Here is a 23,000-nt window from a genome sequence, read left to right on the forward strand (position 1 = left end):
TGATCGTGATGATCGAAAAACCTGAACTAACGTTACTTGATGCCCTCGACAACTTCCCATTCACCTGAGCCAGGACGCCCGCGGCTTGATTCCGCGACCGCTGCCGTGCGTCTTGGCGTACGCCAGAGCCTCAACGAATGCTCCGACGGCGCAGTTGTTCTGGTGTGTGTGAGCGGCGGCGCCGACTCGATGGCACTCGCGGCGGCCACCGTCTTCGAGGCGAAGCCGCGCAGCATCCGCGTGCATTCGATCACCGTGGATCACGGCTTGCAGCGAGGGTCGGATGCTGTCGCGCAACGTACGGCGAACGCTCTCAAAAGGTGGGGGATCGAGGCGCACCTCGAGCGCGTCCAGGTGGTGGATGCCGGTGGGCCGGAGGCCGCGGCACGGCAGGCGCGCTATCGAGCAATCGACGCGACGGCACAGCGCGTCGGGGCAGAGCTCGTGCTGCTCGGGCACACCCTCGACGACCAGGCCGAGACCGTGCTTCTCGGGCTCGCGCGCGGATCGGGTGCCGGAAGCCTGAAGGCGATGGCCCCGCTGAACGGCCGATATGCGCGACCGCTCCTTGGCGTTCGGCGACAGCAGACGCGCGACTCGTGCGCCGCTCGCGGGATCGACGTCTGGGACGATCCGCAGAACGACGACGGGTCCTTTGCACGAGTGCGCGTTCGCAACCTCGTGCTGCCCGTTCTCGAAGAGCAGCTGGGACCGGGCATCGCCGAGGCACTCGCGCGCACCGCCGAGCAGGCGCGCGAAGACGACGACGCGTTCGAGCAGATGATCGAGGAGTTCATCGAAGAGGTGTGTGAGCCGGCCGAGGCCGGGATCGCCGTCGAGGTGAGTGCGCTCGCCCACAACCCGGCGGCGCTGCGCAACCGGCTCATCCGCTACGTCGCTGCCGCCGAGTTCGGTGTGTCGCTCTCACGCACACACACGCTCGCAATCGCCGCGCTCGTCACTGAGTGGCGCGGTCAGGGACCGATTCACGTTCCCGGCATTGTCGTGTCGCGTTCCGACGGGCGTCTGGTGTTCACAGCGGCCGAAAAGGCGCACTCCCGATCAGGCACGTAGACTCGATCCATGCACGCGAGTGAAATTGAGAGCGACCTCACGAAGGTTCTCGTCACGGAAGAGCAGATCGACGCGAAACTCGAAGAACTCGGGCGCACCATCGACACCGACTACGCGGGAAAAGACCTCCTGCTCGTCGGTGTTCTGAAGGGCGCCGTCATGGTCATGGCCGATCTCTCCCGCCACCTCGGACACAACGTTGAGATGGACTGGATGGCGGTCTCGAGCTACGGGGCCAGCACGAAATCGAGCGGCGTCGTTCAGATCCGCAAGGATCTCGACACCGACATCGCCGGCCGCCACGTACTCATCGTCGAGGACATCATCGACTCGGGGCTGACGCTCTCGTGGCTCCTCGACAACTTCGCGTCGCGCGGTGCGGCATCCGTCGAAGTGTGCGCTCTGCTGCGCAAGCCGGATGCTGCGAAAGTGACGATCGACTGCAAGTACGTCGGCTTTGACATCCCGAGCGATTTCGTCGTCGGATACGGTCTCGATTTCGCCGAGCGCTACCGCAATCTTCGTGACGTCGCCGTTCTCGCTCCGCACATCTACTCGGAGGAGTGATGCCGGTGTACGCCCTCGGGGAACACCGAGGGCGCGCACAGCAGGCACACGTTACGCTAATGCCACGGGGCTGGTCTGCCCCGTCGATCTCACCGGAAAGGTGCTGAGCCTCCCGCTCCAATTCCCATGAACCTGAAGCGCATCTTTAAAGGCCCCATTCCCTACATCCTCATCGCTATTCTGGCGTTCTGGATCGGGTCGAGCCTGCTGAACATCGGCGGATACAAAGAGATCTCGACGCAACAGGGGCTCGAGCTGCTGAAGGGCGACACCGTCACCCAGGCCGTGATCACGCAGGGCGACAACCGCGTCGACCTCACGCTGAGCAAGGCTGCGGGCGACAGCGGCAAGATGGTGCAGTTCTACTTCATCGACGCGCGCGCCGACGCCGTCGTCGATGCGGTGGATGCCGCGTCGCCGAAGGACGGATTCAACGATGAGGTCCCTCAGGGCAACTGGTGGCTGTCCATGGCCAGCATCCTGCTTCCCTTGCTTCTCATCGGGCTGTTCTTCTGGTTCATGCTCTCGAGCATGCAGGGCGGCGGCGGAAAGGTCATGCAGTTCGGCAAGTCCAAAGCCAAGCTCGTCTCAAAGGAATCGCCGAAGGTGACGTTCGCCGACGTTGCCGGTGCCGAAGAGGCGATCGAAGAGCTGCACGAGATCAAGGACTTCTTGAAGGATCCGGCGAAGTTCCAGGCCGTCGGGGCGCGCATCCCCAAGGGCGTGCTGTTGTATGGTCCCCCCGGAACCGGTAAAACCCTGCTCGCACGCGCCGTCGCGGGTGAGGCGGGAGTTCCGTTCTACTCGATCTCGGGCTCCGACTTCGTCGAGATGTTCGTGGGTGTCGGTGCAAGTCGTGTGCGCGATCTGTTCCAGCAGGCCAAGGAGAACTCGCCGGCGATTATCTTCGTCGATGAGATCGACGCCGTCGGACGTCACCGCGGCGCCGGCATGGGCGGCGGACACGACGAGCGCGAGCAGACGCTCAACCAGCTGCTCGTCGAGATGGACGGATTCGACCCCAAGACGAACGTAATCTTGATCGCGGCCACGAACCGCCCCGACATTCTCGACCCGGCTCTGCTGCGCCCCGGGCGCTTCGATCGGCAGATCGGCGTTGATGCTCCGGACATGCAGGGTCGCCTGCAGATTCTCGAGGTGCATGGCCGAGGCAAGCCGCTTGCTGAAGGCGTCGACCTTGAGGTCGTCGCGCGCAAGACCCCTGGCTTCACGGGCGCTGACCTCGCCAACGTGCTCAACGAGGCAGCGCTGCTCACCGCGCGCTCGAACGCGCAGCTGATCGACAACCGCGCGCTCGACGAGGCGATCGATCGCGTGATCGCCGGACCGCAACGCCGTACCCGCGTGATGAACGAGAAGGAGAAGCTCATCACGGCGTACCACGAGGGCGGCCACGCGCTCGCTGCTGCGGCGATGAACCACACGGACCCGGTGACGAAGATCACGATCCTTCCGCGCGGTCGTGCGCTCGGCTACACCATGGTGCTCCCGCTCGAAGACAAGTACTCGGTCACGCGCAATGAGTTGCTCGATCAACTCACGTACGCCATGGGCGGCCGTGTCGCCGAGGAGATCGTGTTCCATGACCCGACCACGGGAGCCTCGAACGATATCGAGAAGGCAACCGGAATTGCACGCAAGATGGTCACCGAATACGGCATGACCACCGACGTCGGACCGGTCAAGCTCGGACAGGCGTCGGGTGAGATGTTCCTCGGGCACGACATGGGCCACCAGCGCGACTACTCGGAAGAGCTGGCCGAGCAGGTCGACAAGCAGGTGCGCGAGCTCATCGAGCAGGCACACAACGAAGCGTGGAAGGTCATCAACGACAACCGCGACGTTCTCGACACGCTGGCCCGTGAGCTTCTCGAGAAGGAGACGCTCGACCACAACCAGCTGGCCGACATCTTCGCTCCCGTTCGCAAGCTCGCCGAGCGGCCCGTCTGGCTCTCGAGCGAGGGCCGGCCCGTGAGCGATCTGCCTCCCGTTGAGATTCCGGCGTCTGCGCCGATCGAGCCGGACGTGACCGACGGCAACGTGACGTCGCAGGACTCGGGACCCGTTTCCGACACCGACGATTCCGAGTCCGACCCCGACGAGGCGGATGCTGGCAGAGGTTCGAGCGCGTCGAACGCGTAGATCATGTCGGGCGTTGATCGGGAGCGCATCGAAGCGGCGACGCGTGAGCTGCTCGTCGCGATCGGCGAGAGCGTCGACCGCGCGGGCCTTGAGAACACGCCGCAGCGCGTCGCCGAAGCTTATGCCGAGTTCTTCCACGGCGTCGGCGAAGACCCGCTCGAGCTGCTCGGCGAAGGCATCCCTCTCGACGAGGGAGACTCAGGCGAGATCGTGATGGTGCGCGACATCGCGCTCCGGTCGATGTGCGAGCATCACCTTCTGCCGTTCCTCGGCACGGCGCACGTTGCCTACGCTCCCCACGAGCGAGTCGTCGGCCTCGGCCGCATCCCTCGAGTCGTCGACGTCCTGGCGGCGCGCCCCCAAGTGCAGGAACGCCTCGGTGAGCAGATCGCCGACGCGATCAGCACGGGGCTCGACGCCGCAGGCGTGCTCGTGATCATCGACGCGGCGCACTCCTGCGTCACCGCGCGAGGCACACAGCAAGCGCGATCGACGACCGTGACGCTGGCCAGCAGAGGAACGTTCTCCGATCCGATCCAGCGGGCGGAGGTCGTCGCCCTCATCTCGCGGGGAGACGCGTCATGACGCTCATCATGGGCGTCGTCAACGTGACGCCGGATTCGTTCAGCGACGGTGGCCGCTTCTTCAGCCACGACGACGCGATCGAGCACGCGCTCACGCTGAAGAGTGCCGGTGCCGATCTCATCGACGTCGGTGGCGAATCCACGCGCCCCGGCGCCGAACTCGTCGACCCAGTCGAGGAGCAGAGGCGCGTGATCCCGGTGATTTCGGCACTCGCCGACGAGGGTATTCGCGTGAGCGTCGACACTATGCACGCGTCGACAGCGGCGGCGGCCGTCGAGGCGGGAGCGCAGATCATCAACGACGTGTCCGGTGGTCTGGTCGACGACGACATGCCGCGTGTCGCCGCAGAGAGTGGCCGGGACTTCGTGGCGATGCACTGGCGCGGCTACCTCACAGACCCGCACGAGCGCGTTCACTACGATGACGTGCTCGCTGACGTGCACCGCGAACTCGGGCAGCGGATCGACGCGCTGACGACCGCGGGGGTCGATGCCGAGCGCCTCATCGTCGATCCCGGTCTGGGATTCTCGAAGAACCCCGAGCACAACTGGGCGATTCTCGCTCACCTCGAGCGGTTCGGCACCCTGTCGGACCGCATGCTCATCGGCGCCAGCCGCAAGCGGTTTCTCTCGACCGTCTCGCCGGTGGGCGCCCAGCCTGCGGAGCGTGACCCCGCGACCGCCGCCATCAGCATGCTCTGTGCTCAGGCGCGCATCTGGGCCGTTCGCGTGCACAATGTGTCGGGAACCAGGACGGCGCTGAATGTTCTCGACGCCGTCGATGCGCAGCGCGATGACCACCCATGATCCGCGCGCTCCCGCTGTCGTTGGCGATGTGAGACAACAACCTGCCCGAATCCATGTGCGATATTTCACAATGACAGTGACACGTAGCCTGAGACGCTAGGTAATCGTGAAGACAACACTCAACGACATCACGCGCATCGCGACCTTCGCGGCGATCATCGCCGTGCTCGGCATCCCGGGAGCCGTCAACCCGTTCGGCATGGCGGTGCCCATCACGCTGCAAACGCTCGGCGTCATGCTCGCGGGAGCGATCCTCGGGTGGTGGCGCGGCGCAGCATCCGTCATTGTTCTTCTCGTGCTCACCGCAGCAGGTCTTCCGCTGCTCTCCGGCGGCCGAGGCGGCATCGGCGTCTTCTTCGCGCCATCGTCGGGCTACCTGGTCGGCTGGGTGCTGGGCGCCGCCGTTGTGGGGGCCATCGTGCACATCGGCGCGACGCGTCCGGTCTGGTGGCGGGTCACACTCGGCGTGGTCGTCGGCGGCATGCTCGCGATCTACGCGGTCGGCATCCCGGTCATGGCGGCAACGCTCGGCCTGTCGCTCGGCGAGGCCGCCCTCGCGAACCTCGCCTTCGTTCCCGGCGACGCCATCAAGGCAGGACTCACCGTCGCTTTGACGATGGCCGTCTGGAAGGCCTACCCGCGGGCGTTCGCGATGCCACGGCGTGCTGCCGTTGAGGCGACGCCCGTCGCGGTTCGATAAGCGGATGCTGCCAGAGCACGCCGACAGCGAGATCGCGCTCTCGCACGTCACCGTGCGGCACCCCACGGCATCGGGCGAGGTGACCGCACTCCACGATGTGTCGCTCATGACCCGGGCGCACAACATCGCTGTGATCGGGCTCAACGGGTCGGGCAAGTCGACGTTCGCGCGGCTGCTCAACGGGCTTCGCACGCCGACGAACGGCGTTGCGACGGTCGCGGGGCTCGACACGGTGAAAGAGGCGCGTGCCGTGCGCAAGCACGTTGGATTCGTGTTCACGAACCCGGACGCGCAGATCGTCATGCCAACGGTCGCCGAAGACCTCGCGTTCTCGCTACGAGGGCGCGGACTGAGCAAGGGCCAGATCGCCGAGCGAGTCACGGCTGTGCTTGCCGAGAACGGTCTCGCCGCGCACGCGGATCTGCCCGCCCACGACCTGTCGGGCGGGCAGAAGCAGATGCTCGCGATTCAAGCCGTGCTCGTCGCCGAGCCGTCCATGATCGTCGCCGATGAGCCGACGACGCTGCTCGACGCGCGCAATGCGCGGCGCATTGCGGACCTGCTGCTGAATCTGCCGCAGCAGTGCGTGATCGTGACGCACGATCTTGAACTCGCGGCGCGCTGCGACGACGCACTGCTGTTCGACGAGGCTCGATTGGTGGCGCATGGGGTACCGAGCGCCGTGATCGAGCGCTACCTGAGTGAGATCGTGGCTCGACCGTGACGATGCTCGGGCAGTACCGCGCGCGCGACAGCATCCTGCACCGGCTTCCCGCCGGCGCGAAGCTCGTCGGGCTCATTGTCGTGGTGCTCATCGTCGCCGTTCCACCGCCGTCGCTGTGGAACCTCGGCGGCGGGGCCGCTCTCGTTGTCGCGTGCTTTGTGGGTGCCCGGCTCGGGCTCGGCGAGCTGTGGCGTCAGATTCTGGGCATCCGCTGGCTTATCGTCGTGATCGTCGCGGTCCCGATGCTCTTTCTTCCGATCCCGACAGTGCTGGCCACCGCAGCGCGAGTCGTGATCGTGCTGCTGCTTGCCGCGGGCGTGACCCTCACGACCCGCACAACGGAGATCCTCGACGCCGTGCAGCGGGCACTTCAGCCGCTGCGCCGCTTCGGTGTCAACCCCGATCGCATCGGGCTCATGCTCGCGCTGACGATTCGCACCGTCCCCGTCATCGCGGGCCTGGCCGGCGAACTCCGAGACGCGCAGCGCGCACGTGCGGGCCGGCTGAGCGTTCGAGCGTTCGTCGTGCCGCTTCTTGTGCAGTCCCTTCGGCACGCCGATGACACGGCAGACGCACTCGCCGCCCGCGGGGTCGAGTGACAGCATCCGGCGTGGCAGAGTGGTAGTCGTGAATGACAGCGAATTTGACGCGATCACGGTGACCGGAATTCGCGTGCACGCCCACCACGGTGTCTTCGATGACGAGCGTGAGAACGGGCAGGAGTTCGTCGTCGACATCACCGTCTTCACCGACGTGAGCACCGCTGGCGAGAACGATGACCTTGCGCACACCGTGCACTATGGCGAGCTCGCTGAGGCGGTCGCTGAGGCAGTGTCGACCTCGCCCGTCGACCTCATCGAGACCGTTGCAGAGCGCGTCGCACGCACGGCACTGCGCTTTGCTCGTGTGCAGAAGACGCGGGTGACGCTGCACAAGCCGCACGCGCCGATCTCAGTGCCATTCGATGACGTCTCGGTGACGATCACGCGGCCGGAGCCAGGCGCATGATCGTGCGCGACCCGACCCGGCCGCTGCGCTCGACGAACGTCGTACTTGCCCTCGGCGCGAATCTGGGGGACCGTCGCGCGACTCTCGAAGCCGCCGTCGACGATCTGCGAGTCACTCCCGGCGTCATTGTGGATGCTGTCTCGACGCTGATCGAATCGGTGGCCGTGACGCTCGACGGTGCCGACGAATCCGCGCCCGCGTACCTCAACGGCGTCGTCCTCGCGCGAACCGTGCTCGGGCCGCGTGAGCTTCTCGCCGCGACCAGCCGCATCGAGGACGCCCACGGGCGCATTCGCGCAGAGCGCTGGGGCAGCAGGACGCTCGACATCGACATCATCACGTTCGGAGAGCTGCGCCAGAGCGACCCGCAGCTGACGCTTCCGCATCCGCGTGCCGCCGAACGGCCCTTCGTTCTCGATCCGTGGCTTGAGCTCGACCCCGACGCGGTGCTTCCCGGCCTCGGCAGCGTCGCCGCGCTGCGACGCGAGCGAGCGAGCGACGAATGAAGCGCACAACGGCGACGCCGCTGATCAGCCTCGGAGCCCTCGGCATCGTCGCCGGGTTTCTCATTGAGATGGCGCTCTCGACGAGCGGGAATGCCGTTTTCGTTCCGCCGATCTCACTGCCGCTCACGCTCGTGACCGTCGGCGCGATCGTCGTGGGTTTCGCCATTCCGATCCGGCGAGCGGTCACCGGCGCATCGAAGCGGCGCCTCGATCCGTTTCAGGCCATGCGCGTCGTCTCTCTCGCGAGAGCCTCGAGCTGGTCGGGATCGCTGTTCTTCGGGCTGGCGATCGGCGCCGTCACATTCATGATCACGCGCACGGTCTGGCCCGGGGTAGCATCGGTGTGGCTCACCGCCGCCATGGCTCTGGGCTCGGCTCTGCTCGTGACAGCGGGACTGATCGCCGAGCACCTGTGCCGACTGCCGAAAGACGAGGACGATGACCGAGACTCCGCCGACGAATCCTGACTCTCCGCTGAACCCGCACGACTCCAACCTCGTTGAGCCGCGGGGGAATGGACGCGTGCAGCTCGAGATCAGCGAGTGGAGGCGCGTCTCGCCCAAGTACGTGACCGTGCAGATCGTCGGAACCGTGATCACGTTCGTCGTGCTGCTCGGCGTGTTCGGCTGGCTCGCGTTCACGGGACAGACCTGGGCGTGGATTCCGTTCGGCATCGGCGTGATCGTCGCCATCGTCGACCTCGCAATCACGCCGCGGCAGGCGAAGGCCATCGGCTACCAGCTGCGAGAGGACGACCTCGTGTTTCGCCGCGGCATTATGTGGCAGCGCATCGTCGCGGTGCCGTACGGTCGCATGCAACTCGTCGACATCACCAGGGGACCGCTCGCGCGCTGGCTCGGCCTCGCCGAGGTCAAGCTCGTCACGGCCGCCGCCGCGACAGGCGTCTCGATTCCCGGCATCCCGAATGACGAGGCCGAGCGGCTTCGCGACCACCTCGTGGAGGTTGCCGAGACGCGCAGGGCCGGAATATGAGCGACCAGCACCCGGCACCGCACGACGCGCCGGGGCACGGCGAGCGCCAGGAGCAGGGACCGGCAGGCGCAGGGACCAGCGCAGGCGCGTCGGCTGAACAGCATCCGGATGCCTCGGTGGAAGCCGCGGCCAAGACGCTCACGAGCGACACTCTCGCGGACGGAGAGTGGCACCGTCTGCACCCGGCCACGCCGCTGCTGAGAGGCGGCCTCATTCTCATCGCGGTGCTCGGGTACGTCATCGCCAACATGCGCGAGCGCCTTATCACGCTGTTCGTGGGCAACGACGAGCTGCGCGAGTACGAGGGCGACCCCATCGACTGGATTCTGCGCGAGAACCTCGTGGGCTGGGCGCTCATCGGGCTCGCGGTTCTGCTCGTGCTGCTCGTTGTCGGGTTCTACCTCTCGTGGCGCATGCACACGTTCCGCGTGACGCACGAAGCCGTGGAGGTGCGCAGCGGCATTCTGTTCCGCCGCCATCGAAGGGCGGCGCTCGACCGCATCCAGGGAATCAACATCACGCGATCGTTCATTCCGAGACTCGTCGGTGCCGCAAAGCTCCAGGTCTCGGTGGCGGGCCAGGGCGCGAGCGTCGAGCTGTCATACCTCGGATCGGTGCGCACCGACGACCTGCGGCGCGACATCCTGCGCCTTGCATCGGGTGCGAAGGGCGAAACTCCCGTCTCAGCCCCGCGGCAGACGGGCGTCGACGGCTTCGTCACGGAGCGGGTCAACGAGTTTCTCGCGCCAGAGCTCGACCCTGAGCTCGCTGAGCCCGAATCGGTCGTGCGCATTCCGCCGCTGCGCATCGCCGGCAGCGTCGTCATCAGCGACACGACGGTGTTTCTCATCCTGCTCGTCATCGGGCTGGTCATCGGAGCGATCGTCGGAACGCCGTGGGTGCTGTTCAGCATCATTCCCGCGTTCATCGGTTTTCTCACGTACTACTGGTCGCGCATCACGAAGTCGATGCGGTACTCGATTGCTGCCACGAGGCACGGCATTCGCGTGGGATACGGTCTGCTGTCAACATCGAACGAGACGATTCCGCCCGGGCGCATCCACGGCATCGAGGTGCGGCAGCCGCTGCTGTGGCGGCCTTTCGGATGGTGGGAGATTCGCATCAACACGGCCGTGCAGGACTCACCTGCCTCCAATCAGAGTCAGGCGCAGCAGCGTGCAACGCTCATGCCCGTCGGCACTATCGACGATGTCGAGCGCGTGCTGGCGCTCGTGCTTCCGGGCATCTCACCCGAGGAATCGGCGGACCTTGTCGCGCGAGGGCTGCTCGGGACCGGGCCTGACCGGGACTTCGTGACCGCGCCGAAGGCCTCGTGGATCTTCAACCCGCTCACCTGGCGCCGTGTCGGTTACGCGCTGCTCGGCGACGTGCTCATCACCCGTCAGGGATTCGCGCACAGGCGACTCGTGGTCATTCCGCTCGCGCGCATTCAGTCGGTGAAGATCACGCAGGGACCATGGCAACGTCGCCGCGGACTTGCCTCGAGCCAGGCGCACACGGTTGCCGGTCCGGTCAACGCCTCGGTCGGCCAGCTGTCACGCAACGACGCCCTCGGCTTCTTCTCGAGGGTGAACGACGCAGCGACATACGCGGCGAACGCCGACACGACCCAGCGCTGGGCGGCGACGCCGGAATGAGCGACACACGCGCGGGAAGACTCGGGGTCGGCGTCATCGGAGCCGGACGCGTCGGCACCGTGCTCGCGTCTGCGCTCGCAGGGGCAGGGCATGCTCTTGTCGGCGTCACTGCGGTGTCTGACGAGAGCCGCGAGCGCGCCGAAGCTCTGCTGCCCGGTGTTCCCGTTCTCACGATTCCCGAGGTCGTCGAGCGCAGCGAGCTCGTGCTGATCGCGATTCCGGATGCTGAGCTTCCCGACCTCGTCTCGGGGCTCGCCGCGACCGGAACGTGGCGCCCAGGCCAGATCGTCGCGCACACGGCACCGGGCTACGGCATCGCCGTGCTCGAGCCGGCGCAGCGCGCGGGCAGCATCCCTCTCGCGATTCACCCGGCCATGTCGTTCACCGGAACCTCCCTCGACCTGACACGACTTGCCGAGACCTACTTCGCCGTCACAGCGCCAGCGCCCGTGCTGCCGATCGGTCAGGCCCTCGTCGTCGAGATGGGCGGCGAACCGGTCGTGATCGACGAGGCGGACCGCGCGGCGTATGCGGAGGCCATCGACACGGCGCGCTCATTCTCGCGCTCCATCGTCGAGCAGGCATCCGGCATTCTGCACGGCATCGGCGTCGACCAGCCGGGCGCCTATCTGTCGTCTCTTGTGCGCAGCGCCGTCGACGACGCTCTCTCGGCCGAGCGCTGATTTCTCGCCAGTCCTTCCCCGCTCGCGCGCCACGAACTGATGGGAGCTCCAGACAAGGCTGTGGCGAGAAGCAGACTGTGCCGCGCAGCATCCGGTCAGGGATGCCGCCAAGCATCCAGCATCCCCCGGGTAAACTTGACTCGGCCGATAGCCGCAGCGAAATCCCCGATCCGTAAAGGTTGATGCATGACCGAGAACCGCACCGACGAGCCCACCGCCGAGGAGATCTCCCAGCAGAAGCAGGTGCGACTGGCCAAGCGAGAGCGGCTTATCGCTGAGGCGGCGGATGCTGGAAAGGGCGCGTACCCCGTGGGCGTCCCCGTCACGCACACGATCCCTCAGGTTCGCGAGCAGTGGGGCAATATCGAGACGGACTCCACCACGGGCGTCACCGTCGGCGTCGCGGGACGCATCGTTCACCTGCGCAACACGGGCAAACTGTGTTTCGCGAGTCTGCAGTCCGGCGACGGGTCGCGTCTGCAGGCGATGGTCAGCCTCGCGTCTGTGGGTGACGAGAGCCTCGCGCAGTGGAAGGAACTCGTCGATCTCGGCGACCACGTGTTCGTCTCGGGAGAGGTCATTTCGAGCCGGCGCGGAGAGCTGTCGATCATGGTCGACGCGTGGGAGATCGCGTCGAAGGCCGTGCTTCCGCTGCCGAACCTGCACAACGAGCTGAATGAAGAGACCCGGGTTCGCAGCCGTTACCTCGACCTCATCGTGCGCGAGCAAGCGCGAACGAACGTCGTCATGCGTGCGAAGACCGTCGCGAGCCTACGGCGCACGTTCGACGACGACGGCTTCATCGAGATCGAGACTCCCATGCTGCAGGTGATGCACGGCGGCGCCTCTGCTCGCCCGTTCGTCACGCATTCAAACGCGTTCGACACCGAGCTCTTCCTGCGTATCGCGCCCGAGCTCTACCTCAAGCGCGCCGTCGTCGGCGGCATCGACCACGTGTTCGAGATCAACCGCAACTTCCGCAACGAGGGAGCCGACTCGACGCACAGCCCCGAGTTCGCGATGCTCGAGGCGTACCAGGCGTACGGCGACTACGCCTCGATCGCCGACCTCACCCAGAAGCTCATTCAGAACGCCGCCCGCGACGTCGCGGGATCACACGTTGTCATGTGGGCAGACGGAACGGAGTACGACCTCGGCGGTGAGTGGGACCGCATCTCGATGTTCGAGAGCCTCTCGGATGCCGCGGGACGCTCGATCACGCCCGAGACGCCGATCGCCGAGCTCAAGAAGCTCGCGGATGCTGAGGGAATCGAGGTTCCGCACCCGATCCACGGCAAGTACGTCGAAGAGCTGTGGGAGCACTTCGTCAAGGGCGGTCTCGAGCGTCCGACGTTCGTCATGGACTTTCCCGTCGATACGAGCCCGCTCGTGCGCCACCACCGCTCTCGCGAGGGTGTCGTCGAGAAGTGGGATCTCTACGTGCGCGGATTCGAACTGGCGACAGGCTACTCCGAGCTCGTCGACCCAGTCATTCAGCGCGAGCGCTTCGTCGAGCAGGCAAAGCTCGCCGCGGGCGGAGACCTCGAGGCGATGCAGCTCGACGAGGAGTTCTTGCGCGCGCTTGAATTCGGGATGCCGCCGACGGGCGGTATGGGCATGGGCATCGATCGTCTGCTCATGGCCCTCACCGGCCTCGGCATCCGAGAGACCATCCTCTTCCCGCTGGTCAAGTAGGCGCCGTGAACGACTTCCTGCCGAAGGACGAGCTCGACCCCGAGCGCAAGGACCAGCCCTCGCGCAATCGCGTGGCGCTGTGGATCATCGGCGCGGGGCTCGGCATCTACCTGATCGGCACGGGCGTGTGGGGCATCATCACGGGGTGAGAACAACCGGTGATCCGTCGTCGTGTGGCGCGGTACGATAGAGGCATCATGATTGAGAACTTCTGGCTGAACGCAGTGTGGTCGATCACGCCGACGCTGCTGCTGTTCGGGTTGTTCTACTTCGTTCTGCGCTCGATCTTCCGCGCCGACCGCAACGAACGCCGGGTGTACGCCGACATCGAGTCAGAAGAGCGACTTCGCCGCGGTCTGCCGCCCAAGCCCGAGACGCCCTCGAATCACTGATGGCACGCCGCCGACACGGACGCCTGGCTGACCAGTAGTATCGCCGTTATGGTTGAGCGCTGGCGAGCGCGGGGCACACGGGCCGCGTGATGAACGAGCCGCTCTTCGAGATTTTCGGCGTTGGCGTCGGCTTGTGGGCGATCGTCGTTTTCACGATCGACCTCATCGTGCGCGTGCTCGCCGTCATCTACGTTCCGCGCAACCGGCTGCCGACTGCGGGAATGGCGTGGCTTCTTGCCATCTTTTTCATTCCCTTCCTCGGCGTCCTGCTGTTTCTCATCATCGGAAACCCGAAGCTGCCGAGGCAGCGCCGTAAGCGTCAAGAAGACATCAACTCGTACATCGCCACGGTCGTCGCCGAGCTTCCTCACGATGAGAGCCTTGTCGCGACGCCCGCGTGGCTGCCCTCGCTCGCGTACCTCAACCAGAATCTCGGCGGTTTTCCGATGCTCGGCGGAAACACGGCCGAACTCGACCACGGGTACATGTCGAGCCTGCAGAGCATGATCGACGACATCGAGGCGGCAACTTCGTGGGTGCACGTCGAGTTCTACATTCTGTGCCTCGACGACACGACCCGACCGTTCTTCGATGCGCTCGATCGGGCGGTGAAGCGCGGTGTCCCCGTGCGTGTGCTCTTCGACCACGTCGCATCGCTGCGCATTCCGGGCTATCACGCTATGACGCGGCGGCTGACCGCGATGGGCGCCGACTGGCACCGGATGCTGCCGCTCGACCCCCTGAAATGGAAGTGGCAGCGGCCCGACCTGCGCAACCACCGCAAGCTGCTCGTCGTCGACGGCAGCGTGGCGTGGATCGGCTCGCAGAACATCATCGACCGCAGTTACAACAAGCGCAGGAACATCGAGCGCGGCCTGCAATGGCAAGAGCTTCAGGCGCGCGTGCGCGGCCCCGTCGTGGGGGCGATCAATGCGATCTTCCTCACGGACTGGTACAGCGAGACCGACGATCTGCTCTCAGACAGCACCGACGTCGACGGCGAGACCGACGTGACGCAAGATGAGCGCCCGGGCTCGCTCGCCTGCCAGGTCGTACCCTCGGGCCCCGGCTTTGCGGGCGAGAACAATCTGCGCCTGTTTCTCGGCCTGCTCTGGGCAGCGCAGAAGCGCATTGTCATCACGAGCCCGTACTTCGTGCCAGACGAGTCGCTCCTCTTCGCAGTGACGACCGCCGTTCAGCGGGGTGTGCCTGTCGATCTCTTCGTCTCAGAGATCGGAGACCAGGCTCTCGTGTACCACGCGCAGCGCTCGTACTACGAGGCACTCCTGCGCGCAGGCGTGCGCATCTTCCTGTACCCCAAGCCGTACATTCTGCATGCCAAGCACTTCACGATCGACGATGAGGTCGCCGTTCTGGGATCCAGCAACATGGATATGCGCTCGTTCGGTCTCAACCTCGAGGTTTCGCTTTTGGTGCGGGGCGAGCCCTTCGTGAAAGACATGCGAGCGATCGAAGACCACTACCGTCGAATCAGTCGCGAGCTCACGCTCGATGAGTGGCTCAAGCAGCCTCTCCGCTCGACGATTCTCGATAATCTCGCGCGCCTGACGTCGGCGCTTCAGTGACACGTTTCTGAGCCGCAGAAGCCAGTGCGCGTTATCGTGGGCACATGGATTGGGTGCTGGCGCTGTTCGCGGGTTTCATCTCGGGCATTGCGCTCGTCGTCGGCGCAGCGGTCGCGTGGTTCGTGTCGGTGCCGAAGCACGTGGTCGCGGCCGTCATGGCGTTCGGCTCGGGTGTGCTCATCTCTGCGCTCGCGTTTGATCTCGTCGACGAGGCGGCGGACAACGGCGGCTTCTGGCCGACCATGTTCGGATTTCTCGCGGGGGCGATCGTGTACGTCGGCATCAACATCACGTTGGACTGGCGCAACGCCCGCAATCGCAACAGCAGATCGTCGTCAAAGGGCACCGGAACGGGCATCGTCGTCGGCGCGCTGCTCGACGGCATCCCCGAGACGGCTGTGCTCGGCCTCAGTCTCGTCGGCGGCGGGCAGCTCAGCATCCCGATTCTCGCCGCCGTCGTGATTTCGAACCTCCCCGAAGGCCTGTCGGCGACCGCCGACCTCAAACGAGAGGGCCGATCTCCCGCATACGTCTTCGGCTTATGGGGGATCACGACTGCCGCGTGCGCGTTGTCAGCGCTCGGCGGCTTCGCGCTGCTGCAGGGCGCCCCGGTGCAGGCGACGTCGTTCGTGAGCGCGATCGCCGCGGGCGCGATCCTCGCGATGATCTGCGACACGATGATTCCCGAGGCGTTTGACGACGCGAAGTCGTTCACTGGGCTGGTCGCCGTGATCGGGTTCTTTGCGGCATTCGGCATCCATCAGCTGGGCTAGTGCGCGGGGCCTCAGCCCCGCACGAGTAGGTCGCCGGGGGAGCACCTCAGGGCATCGCAGATGGCGACGAGCGTCGAAAACCGGATCGCCTTCGCCCTGTCGTTCTTGAGCACCGAGAGGTTGACGATGCTCACGCCGACGATGTCGCTCAGTTGCGTGAGTGTCATGTCGCGCTCGGCGAGCAGCTCGTCAAGACGACAGTGGATGCCGCTCGGCTCGGCGTCGGGCTCGCGCGGCGCCATCAGACGAGTCCTTCCGTGTCGCGCTGCATGCGGCGGCCGATCTCAAACGCTGCCGCGATGACCGCAAGGGCAATTGCCCAAACCAGCGGCGACATTGAGATATCCAACGACAGGCTGAAGACGTCGTTCGCCGAGATTCCGGATGCTGCCGAGCCATCGAGATACGAGGCGACTTCGCCGTGCGCGATGGCCTGAAGAACGCCGTGACCCCAGTCGCCGACGAGTGCGAGCGCCGCAAAGGCGACGAGCCCCACGAGCGTCATCGAGCCGAATGGGCGGCCGCGCAGCACGCCGACGACGAAGACGATGATCACCGCAGCGACACCGAGCCCGGTGAGAACGGGCAGGGCATCGGCGGCGACGAGCCACCAGCGCGCTGCCAACGGCAGCCCGGAGACGGTGACGTTGGCGGTGGTGGATGCTGCACCGGTCACGGCCGCGAAGTCAGCAACCAGGTCGGGGCGATCCGTTGCCGCAAACATTCCGTCGACCTGAATCGCGGGGGAGGTGAGCATGTAGATCGCCCGCGAGACGGCGGCCCAGACATTGATGATGCTGAACATCACGGCGCCCGTGGCGATCACCTGAAGAAGGTAGCGCTCGATGCGCTCCGTGCGAGAGCGCGTTGGGCGAGAAGCGCGCTGCGTGTCAGCATCCGTCATTGTCGGTCCTTATCGAAGATCGTTATTAGCGATAAACGATAAGTTATCGATAGTCGTTATCTCTGTCAACCTCACGGTGGCGAAGACGATCGGCACCCGGATCGAGAGGTTTCGCCGTCACGCCGTGGGCGAACAGGGGCTGAGAGGAGCCAAATGCTCGTTACGCTGTCAGTATCGACGCCACTTAAGCCCGAGGTGTCGAAAGGAGTGAAGATGTTCGAGAGATTCACCGACCGCGCCCGCCGCGTCGTCGTCTTGGCCCAAGAAGAGGCCAAGCTGCTGAACCACAACTACATCGGAACCGAGCACATTCTGCTCGGTCTCATCCACGAGGGCGAGGGCGTCGCCGCAAAGGCGCTTGAGTCTATGGGAATCTCGCTCGACGCCGTGCGCGAGCAGGTGACCGACATCATCGGAACCGGCCAGCAGCCGCCGACGGGGCACATCCCGTTCACGCCGCGTGCCAAGAAGGTTCTCGAGCTGAGCCTGCGCGAAGCGCTGCAGCTCGGCCACAACTACATCGGAACCGAGCACATTCTGCTTGGCCTCATTCGCGAGGGCGAGGGAGTCGCTGCACAGGTGCTCGTGAAGCTCGGTGCCGACCTCAATCGCGTCCGCCAGCAGGTCATCCAGCTGCTCTCGGGCTACCAGGGGAAAGAAGCGGCGTCTGTCGGCGCAGGCGCGAACGAGTCGGCCCCGCAAGGCGGCTCGCAGGTGCTCGACCAGTTCGGTCGCAACCTGACTCAGGCGGCTCGCGACAACAAGCTCGACCCCGTGATCGGGCGCGAGAAGGAGATCGAGCGGGTCATGCAGATTCTGTCTCGCCGCTCCAAGAACAACCCCGTACTGATCGGTGAGCCTGGTGTCGGCAAGACGGCCGTCGTCGAGGGACTCGCGCAGTCGATCGTCAAGGGCGAAGTGCCCGAGACGCTCAAAGACAAGCAGGTCTACTCGCTCGACCTCGGGTCGCTCATTGCTGGCAGCCGCTACCGCGGTGACTTCGAAGAGCGCCTCAAGAAGGTGACGAAGGAGATCCGCACGCGCGGCGACATCATCGTCTTCATCGACGAGATCCACACGCTTGTCGGTGCGGGTGCCGCTGAGGGCGCGATTGACGCCGCCAGCATCCTGAAGCCCCTTCTCGCTCGCGGCGAGCTGCAGACCATCGGTGCGACGACCGTCGACGAGTACCGCAAGCACTTCGAGAAGGATGCTGCGCTCGAACGACGCTTCCAGCCGATTCAGGTCGACCAGCCGTCGCTGCCGCACACGATCAACATTCTGAAGGGTCTGCGCGACCGCTACGAAGCGCACCACAAGGTGTCCATCACCGATGGCGCGCTCGTGGCCGCGGCGAACCTCTCGGACCGCTACGTTGCCGACCGCTTCCTTCCGGACAAGGCCATTGACCTGATCGACGAGGCCGGCGCGCGTCTGCGCCTGTCGATTCTGTCGAGCCCGCCCGAGCTGCGCGAGTTCGACGAGAAGATCTCGGGCGTTCGCCACAACAAGGAAGCCGCGATCGAAGACCAGGACTTCGAGAAGGCAGCGAGCCTGCGCGACGAAGAGAAGAACCTGCTCGCCGAGCGTCTGCGCCTCGAGAAGCAGTGGCGAGCCGGAGAGGTCAAGGCGACGGCAACGGTGGATGAGGGACTCATCGCCGAGGTGCTCGCTCAGGCCACCGGCATCCCGGTCTTCAAGCTCACCGAGGAGGAGTCCAGCCGACTCGTCTTCATGGAGAAGGCGCTGCACGAACGTGTCATCGGGCAGGACGAGGCAATTTCGGCACTCGCCCGCACGATCCGCCGCACGCGCGCCGGCCTCAAGGACCCGAAGCGGCCCAGCGGTTCGTTCATCTTCGCCGGCCCGACCGGCGTCGGAAAGACCGAGCTGGCCAAGGCGCTCGCGGAGTTCTTGTTCGACGACGAAGACGCCCTGATCTCGCTCGACATGAGTGAGTACGGCGAGAAGCACACCGTCTCGCGGCTGTTCGGTGCCCCTCCCGGGTTCGTCGGCTTCGAAGAGGGCGGCCAGCTCACCGAGAAGGTGCGTCGCAAGCCGTTCAGCGTTGTACTGTTCGACGAGATCGAGAAGGCTCACCCCGACATCTTCAACTCGCTGCTCCAGGTGCTGGAGGAGGGACGTCTGACCGATGGTCAGGGGCGCATCGTCGACTTCAAGAACACAGTCATCATCATGACGACCAACCTCGGTTCGAAGGGCATCGCGGGCGGACCGGTCGGCTTCCAGGTGGAGGGCGACACGGCGACCAACTACGAGACCATGAAGGCCAAGGTCAACGAAGAGCTCAAGAAGCACTTCAAGCCCGAGTTCCTCAACCGTGTCGACGACACGATCGTGTTCCCGCAGCTGTCGAAGTCGGAGCTTCTGCAGATCGTCGATCTGTTCACGAAGCGCCTGGGCGAGCGGATGTTGGATCGCGACATGACCGTCGAGCTGACGGTTCCGGCCAAGGAGCGCCTCATCGACGTCGGTTTCGACCCCGCGCTCGGTGCACGACCGCTGCGTCGTGCCATGCAGAGCGAGGTGGAGGACGAACTCAGCGAGAAGATTCTCCACGGCGAGCTCAACCCGGGCGACCACGTTCACGTCGACTTCGCCGACGGCGCGTTCGTCTTCACGACGACGCAGCGCAAGGAGTCCGTGGGTGCGGGCATCAACTCGGGAGCATCGCTCGGCACGGGTGGGGCGACGCCCGACCTGGCGATCACCGACAACCCGGGCGAGTAGCCGCATCATCACCACGCAGAGCGGGGCCGTTGACAGTGTCAGCAGCCCCGCTTTGCGTATGGTCGTGGTGCGCGCCGATGATCGATCACGAATCGAGAAGTAGCGCGTACGTCGCGTTTCTAGTGTTGAAGCATGAACACGACGACAGCAGTAAACGCACTCACATCCATCACTCTCGAGGTCACCGACCCGGCGGCCGCCGAGAGCTTCTACGCCGAGCTCGGGCTCGGAGATCGCCTCTCCCTGAGCGAGGCGTCGGAGCCGTCGGAAGGCTTCCGCGGATTCACGATCTCGCTCATCGTCTCGCAGCCGGCCAACGCCGAGGCCATCCTCAACGCCGCGATCGCGGCGGGAGCGTCGGTGATCAAGCCGGCGGCGAAGTCCCTCTGGGGGTTTGGCGGCACGGTGCAGGCACCGGACGGAACCATCGTGAAGGTGGCCACGTCGAAGAAGAAGAACACAGAGCCGCCGAGTCGTCGCATTGACGACGTCGTCGTGCTTCTCGCAGCATCCGATGTTCCCGCGAGCAAGCGCTTCTACGTTGAGCACGGCTTCACGCCGGGAAAGAGCTTCGGCAGCTACGTGGAGTTTGACACCCCGCAGGGCTCGATCAAGCTGGGCCTCTACAAGCGCAACGCTCTCGCGAAAGACGCGGGCGTGCCGGCCGACGGCAGCGGGTCCCACCGCCTCGTGCTCGAGAACGCTCGCGGACAATTCACCGACCCCGACGGCTTTGCCTGGGCCTGACGGGAATATCATCATGTGTCATCCGCTTTGGCAGCAGGCACTCGCCGAAGCACACCGTACCGACCAGACAGCACCACACAATCGAGGGAGAACACTCATGTCGACGAAGACCGAGACAGCAACGTCCGGCGGATTCACCGCTGAAGAGCGCGCCGCCATGAAGACCCGCAGCGCTGAGCTGCGCGCCGAAGGCAAGAAAGGGGCGAAGAAGGCCGACGAACTACAGGCCGCTCTCGACGCAATCGCCGGAATGCCCGAGCACGACCGCGAGCTGGCTGAGCGCGTGCACGCGACGATCACCGCGACAGCCCCCGAGCTCTCGCCGAAGACCTGGTACGGCATGCCCGCCTATGCGAACGACGCGGGCAAGGTCGTCGTCACGTTCAAGCATGCGGGCAAGTTCAAGACGCGATACGCGACGCTTGAATTTCAGGATGCTGCGACACTCGACGACGGCGACATGTGGCCTGTCTCGTGGGCGGTCGCAGCGTGGACACCGACGGTGGAGGCCTCGATCATTGATGCCGTGACGGCGGCAACGCGTTCCAGCTGAGCACTGGTCGAACCAGAGAGCGGGACCTCAGTCTGAGTGAGGTTCCGCTCTCGGTGCATTTCAGGCACTCCATCCGCGTGAGACGAGCGCGTCGCGGACGCGGCGAACGAGCGCCGTGCGATCTTTGAGCAGCTCTGAAGTGACCTGGATGACGATCCACCCCTCAGCGCGCAGGCGCTCAACGCGCTCGATATCGCGCGCATACTGCCGGCCGTGCAGCTGGCCCTGATATTCCACGGCGATCTTCAGCTCGGGGTACGACATGTCGAGACAGCCCAGATGAACGCCAAATCTGTCGTAGGCGTCTCGGTTGAGGTCAGGCTCCGGCAGCCCGCTCGTCACGAGATGGACGCGCGTCAGCGACTCCATGGGAGACCACGAGTCGAGTCTGATGAGGGGCAGGGCCGCCCGAAGTTTAGCGATGCCGCGCCAGCGAATCGCGTTGAGTGCTGAAGCGAGATTGTCCGGTGTTGCAAGCGGCTTCTGTCCCGCATTCGGTCTGTAATACCCGGCGAAACGCCATACGCGACAGAAGAAATCCCCGACAGCGACGAGCCATGCCACGTCGAATGACTCGCCCAGCATGGCCCACGTCAATGCTGGCGTCGCGATGCGCATTCCATCGAGCGTCATTGTTGACGCCGCGCGCTCGTCAATACTGTGCGGTACGACGCCTTTGGCCTGTGCGGCGCGATGTGGTCGGACGGTGGTGACATGTAGCGATGCATCCGCGTGAGGCGGCAGAGGCGCGTCGTGAAATCGTGCCGCCGACTCATGGCTGTAAAAGTCTGAATCGCGCATTCTGGGACTGTACGCTTCGGCGAGATGCCGAACGCGTTCGTTCTCGCTGACGTGGCTGGGCGCAGAGGCCAAAACGCGGATGCCGTGAAACGGGGCTTCGAGTGTGGAGCTTCTCAAACGTCCGCGCTGAAGGCCCTTCTCTTTCGCTGCCGCAACCGTGAATGACGAGCCAAGCTCGTCTGGCAGGGGAACTCGAGGCTGTGGCATGCCTCTCAGCGTGTCAGGAAGCGCTGAGGGGCGAGACGGTTCTCCACAGCAACGACACTGTGCTCGTTTGTTTGAGGCGAAGGGCTGTTCGTGGAGTGCGCGAAAGTGCATTTGGCTCAAAGAAGTCCAGCGGGCGGGGCGACGTCGACCTGGTCAGTCCAGGTGATCGAGGTAGCGCAGCAGCACGCCCTCGCGCATCGCCCACGGCGAAACGTCGAGCTCCTTCACGCCGAACACGCGCATCGTCTCAGAGAGCACGATGCCACCCGCCACGATCTGGAACGTGCGGTCGAGCGTGATGCCGGGAAGCTCGGGGCGGGATGCTGCAGGCAGCCGTGCGAGCCGCGGAACCCAATCGGCGAGCTGACTGCGCCGCAGCAGCATCCGGTCGCTGTCACCCACCCCATCACGTACCGAGCCGGCCAGCCGTGCAAGCGAACGAATCGTCTTTGACGAGCCGACGATGTGCGAGGGAGCCGGCATGTGGGCGAACTCGTCGCGCGCCTGCTCGAGGATGCCGCGCGCATGCAGCCGAAGCGCGTCTTGCTGCTCGGCCGTCGGCGGGTCATCGGGCAGAAACGCGATCGTCGACCGACCGGCACCGAGCGGAACGCTCAGCCCCACGGTCGGGTACTCGTCTTGACCCATGGAGATCTCGAGGGACCCTCCGCCGATGTCGAACAGCAGGATGTTGCCCGCAGACCATCCGTACCACCGACGTACGGCGAGGAACGTGAGCTTGGCCTCCTCTTCGCCCGAGAGCACCTGCAGCTCGACCCCGGTCTGTTCGGTGACGATGCCCAGCACCTCTGGGCCGTTCTTCGCCTCGCGGATGGCCGATGTCGCCATTGGGAGAAACCCGTCGAGCTCGCTGCGATCAGCGAGCTCGACCGCTCCCGTGACCGCCGAGACGATCGCGTCAACGCCCTCATCGGTGATGGAACCGTCTGGCGCGAGGTAGCGCATGAGGCGCAGCACGGACTTGTGGCTTGCCATCGGCTTCGGATGAGCACCGGGGTGGGCGTCGACGATTAGCAGATGGACCGTATTGGAACCGACGTCGAGAACCCCGAGGCGCATACGAGAACGATAGCGTGACTTGACCGGTGGCGCGTGCCGCTCAT

26 protein-coding genes are annotated in these 23,000 nt (G+C 65.3%); 22 read left to right on the forward strand and 4 right to left on the reverse strand.

What is annotated here, in order from left to right; all coding sequences use genetic code 11:
- Window positions 1–39: 39 nt before the first annotated feature.
- The 19 genes from tilS to ATJ78_RS06980 all read left to right on the forward strand — a co-directional run bounded on the left by tilS (window position 40) and on the right by ATJ78_RS06980 (window position 15,913).
- Window positions 40–1,074: a tRNA lysidine(34) synthetase TilS gene (gene tilS, locus ATJ78_RS06895; protein ID WP_098406920.1), complete on the forward strand. Its 1,035-nt coding sequence runs from the start codon at window positions 40–42 to the stop codon at window positions 1,072–1,074.
- A 9-nt stretch (window positions 1,075–1,083) separates the two neighbouring features.
- Window positions 1,084–1,641 (forward strand): hypoxanthine phosphoribosyltransferase, encoded by a 558-nt coding sequence (gene hpt / locus ATJ78_RS06900; RefSeq protein ID WP_098406921.1) that lies wholly within the window; start codon window positions 1,084–1,086, stop codon window positions 1,639–1,641.
- 126 nt (window positions 1,642–1,767) lie between these two features.
- Window positions 1,768–3,804 (forward strand): ATP-dependent zinc metalloprotease FtsH, encoded by a 2,037-nt coding sequence (gene ftsH, locus ATJ78_RS06905; protein ID WP_098406922.1) that lies wholly within the window; start codon window positions 1,768–1,770, stop codon window positions 3,802–3,804.
- A gap of 3 nt (window positions 3,805–3,807) precedes the next feature.
- The gene (gene folE, locus ATJ78_RS06910; protein ID WP_098406923.1) at window positions 3,808–4,389 is read left to right on the forward strand and encodes a GTP cyclohydrolase I FolE; all 582 of its coding nucleotides are present in this window, start codon (window positions 3,808–3,810) and stop codon (window positions 4,387–4,389) included.
- Window positions 4,386–5,195 carry a dihydropteroate synthase gene (folP, locus tag ATJ78_RS06915; protein WP_098406924.1) on the forward strand — a complete coding sequence of 270 codons (810 nt, stop codon included), beginning with the start codon at window positions 4,386–4,388 and terminating at the stop codon, window positions 5,193–5,195. The genes folE and folP overlap by 4 nt, the downstream gene beginning before the upstream one ends.
- A gap of 106 nt (window positions 5,196–5,301) precedes the next feature.
- Entirely contained in the window at window positions 5,302–5,895 is a 594-nt protein-coding gene (locus tag ATJ78_RS06920) for a biotin transporter BioY (RefSeq protein WP_245836237.1), read from the forward strand.
- A 4-nt stretch (window positions 5,896–5,899) separates the two neighbouring features.
- Complete coding sequence (locus ATJ78_RS06925) at window positions 5,900–6,619, forward strand: energy-coupling factor ABC transporter ATP-binding protein (RefSeq protein ID WP_211288442.1); 720 nt, start codon at window positions 5,900–5,902, stop codon at window positions 6,617–6,619.
- A 2-nt stretch (window positions 6,620–6,621) separates the two neighbouring features.
- Window positions 6,622–7,218, forward strand: a complete 597-nt coding sequence (locus tag ATJ78_RS06930) for an energy-coupling factor transporter transmembrane component T family protein (RefSeq protein WP_098406925.1) — start codon at window positions 6,622–6,624, stop codon at window positions 7,216–7,218.
- 28 nt (window positions 7,219–7,246) lie between these two features.
- Window positions 7,247–7,627, forward strand: coding sequence for a dihydroneopterin aldolase (gene folB / locus ATJ78_RS06935; RefSeq protein WP_245836238.1), 381 nt, complete (start codon window positions 7,247–7,249; stop codon window positions 7,625–7,627).
- On the forward strand, window positions 7,624–8,133 hold the full coding sequence (folK, locus tag ATJ78_RS06940; RefSeq protein WP_098406927.1) for a 2-amino-4-hydroxy-6-hydroxymethyldihydropteridine diphosphokinase: 510 nt from the start codon (window positions 7,624–7,626) through the stop codon (window positions 8,131–8,133). Before folB ends, folK begins: the two co-directional genes overlap by 4 nt.
- Window positions 8,130–8,600 carry a DUF3180 domain-containing protein gene (locus ATJ78_RS06945; protein WP_098406928.1) on the forward strand — a complete coding sequence of 157 codons (471 nt, stop codon included), beginning with the start codon at window positions 8,130–8,132 and terminating at the stop codon, window positions 8,598–8,600. Before folK ends, ATJ78_RS06945 begins: the two co-directional genes overlap by 4 nt.
- Window positions 8,572–9,126 (forward strand): PH domain-containing protein, encoded by a 555-nt coding sequence (locus tag ATJ78_RS06950; protein WP_098406929.1) that lies wholly within the window; start codon window positions 8,572–8,574, stop codon window positions 9,124–9,126. The genes ATJ78_RS06945 and ATJ78_RS06950 overlap by 29 nt, the downstream gene beginning before the upstream one ends.
- Window positions 9,123–10,784, forward strand: coding sequence for a PH domain-containing protein (locus ATJ78_RS06955; RefSeq protein WP_098406930.1), 1,662 nt, complete (start codon window positions 9,123–9,125; stop codon window positions 10,782–10,784). Before ATJ78_RS06950 ends, ATJ78_RS06955 begins: the two co-directional genes overlap by 4 nt.
- Window positions 10,781–11,467: a Rossmann-like and DUF2520 domain-containing protein gene (locus tag ATJ78_RS06960; protein ID WP_098406931.1), complete on the forward strand. Its 687-nt coding sequence runs from the start codon at window positions 10,781–10,783 to the stop codon at window positions 11,465–11,467. The genes ATJ78_RS06955 and ATJ78_RS06960 overlap by 4 nt, the downstream gene beginning before the upstream one ends.
- A 186-nt stretch (window positions 11,468–11,653) precedes the next feature.
- Complete coding sequence (gene lysS, locus ATJ78_RS06965; protein ID WP_098406932.1) at window positions 11,654–13,162, forward strand: lysine--tRNA ligase; 1,509 nt, start codon at window positions 11,654–11,656, stop codon at window positions 13,160–13,162.
- 5 nt (window positions 13,163–13,167) lie between these two features.
- Complete coding sequence (locus tag ATJ78_RS15870) at window positions 13,168–13,311, forward strand: hypothetical protein (RefSeq protein ID WP_156088588.1); 144 nt, start codon at window positions 13,168–13,170, stop codon at window positions 13,309–13,311.
- Between the two features lie 48 nt (window positions 13,312–13,359).
- On the forward strand, window positions 13,360–13,554 hold the full coding sequence (locus ATJ78_RS06970; protein ID WP_098406933.1) for a hypothetical protein: 195 nt from the start codon (window positions 13,360–13,362) through the stop codon (window positions 13,552–13,554).
- An 89-nt stretch (window positions 13,555–13,643) separates the two neighbouring features.
- A complete protein-coding gene (gene cls, locus ATJ78_RS06975) occupies window positions 13,644–15,140 on the forward strand; it encodes a cardiolipin synthase (RefSeq protein ID WP_098406934.1) in 1,497 nt (498 codons plus the stop codon).
- A 44-nt stretch (window positions 15,141–15,184) separates the two neighbouring features.
- The gene (locus ATJ78_RS06980) at window positions 15,185–15,913 is read left to right on the forward strand and encodes a ZIP family metal transporter (protein ID WP_098406935.1); all 729 of its coding nucleotides are present in this window, start codon (window positions 15,185–15,187) and stop codon (window positions 15,911–15,913) included.
- Window positions 15,914–15,924: 11 nt separating this feature from the next.
- Here ATJ78_RS06980 and ATJ78_RS06985 read toward each other — a convergent pair whose 3' ends face one another.
- The gene (locus tag ATJ78_RS06985) at window positions 15,925–16,155 is read right to left on the reverse strand and encodes a helix-turn-helix domain-containing protein (RefSeq protein ID WP_098406936.1); all 231 of its coding nucleotides are present in this window, start codon (window positions 16,153–16,155) and stop codon (window positions 15,925–15,927) included.
- The gene (locus tag ATJ78_RS06990) at window positions 16,155–16,817 is read right to left on the reverse strand and encodes a hypothetical protein (RefSeq protein ID WP_098406937.1); all 663 of its coding nucleotides are present in this window, start codon (window positions 16,815–16,817) and stop codon (window positions 16,155–16,157) included. Before ATJ78_RS06990 ends, ATJ78_RS06985 begins: the two co-directional genes overlap by 1 nt.
- Window positions 16,818–17,030: 213 nt before the next feature.
- Between ATJ78_RS06990 and ATJ78_RS06995 the strand changes: the two genes are divergently transcribed.
- The 3 genes from ATJ78_RS06995 (at window position 17,031) to ATJ78_RS07005 (ending at window position 20,868) form a co-directional block, all read left to right on the forward strand.
- On the forward strand, window positions 17,031–19,568 hold the full coding sequence (locus tag ATJ78_RS06995) for an ATP-dependent Clp protease ATP-binding subunit (protein ID WP_098409259.1): 2,538 nt from the start codon (window positions 17,031–17,033) through the stop codon (window positions 19,566–19,568).
- A 132-nt stretch (window positions 19,569–19,700) separates the two neighbouring features.
- Window positions 19,701–20,315: a VOC family protein gene (locus ATJ78_RS07000; RefSeq protein WP_098406938.1), complete on the forward strand. Its 615-nt coding sequence runs from the start codon at window positions 19,701–19,703 to the stop codon at window positions 20,313–20,315.
- A 97-nt stretch (window positions 20,316–20,412) separates the two neighbouring features.
- Window positions 20,413–20,868 carry an iron chaperone gene (locus ATJ78_RS07005; RefSeq protein WP_098406939.1) on the forward strand — a complete coding sequence of 152 codons (456 nt, stop codon included), beginning with the start codon at window positions 20,413–20,415 and terminating at the stop codon, window positions 20,866–20,868.
- Window positions 20,869–20,928: 60 nt separating this feature from the next.
- Here ATJ78_RS07005 and ATJ78_RS07010 read toward each other — a convergent pair whose 3' ends face one another.
- Both ATJ78_RS07010 and ATJ78_RS07015 read right to left on the reverse strand, forming a co-directional pair.
- Window positions 20,929–21,669 (reverse strand): PDDEXK family nuclease, encoded by a 741-nt coding sequence (locus ATJ78_RS07010; RefSeq protein WP_143741388.1) that lies wholly within the window; start codon window positions 21,667–21,669, stop codon window positions 20,929–20,931.
- 360 nt (window positions 21,670–22,029) lie between these two features.
- Window positions 22,030–22,956 carry a Ppx/GppA family phosphatase gene (locus tag ATJ78_RS07015; RefSeq protein ID WP_098406941.1) on the reverse strand — a complete coding sequence of 309 codons (927 nt, stop codon included), beginning with the start codon at window positions 22,954–22,956 and terminating at the stop codon, window positions 22,030–22,032.
- Window positions 22,957–23,000 lie beyond the last annotated feature (44 nt).

Origin of the sequence: Paramicrobacterium agarici (genome assembly GCF_002563955.1) — a bacterium.
GTDB classification, from domain to species: Bacteria; Actinomycetota; Actinomycetes; order Actinomycetales; family Microbacteriaceae; genus Paramicrobacterium; species Paramicrobacterium agarici.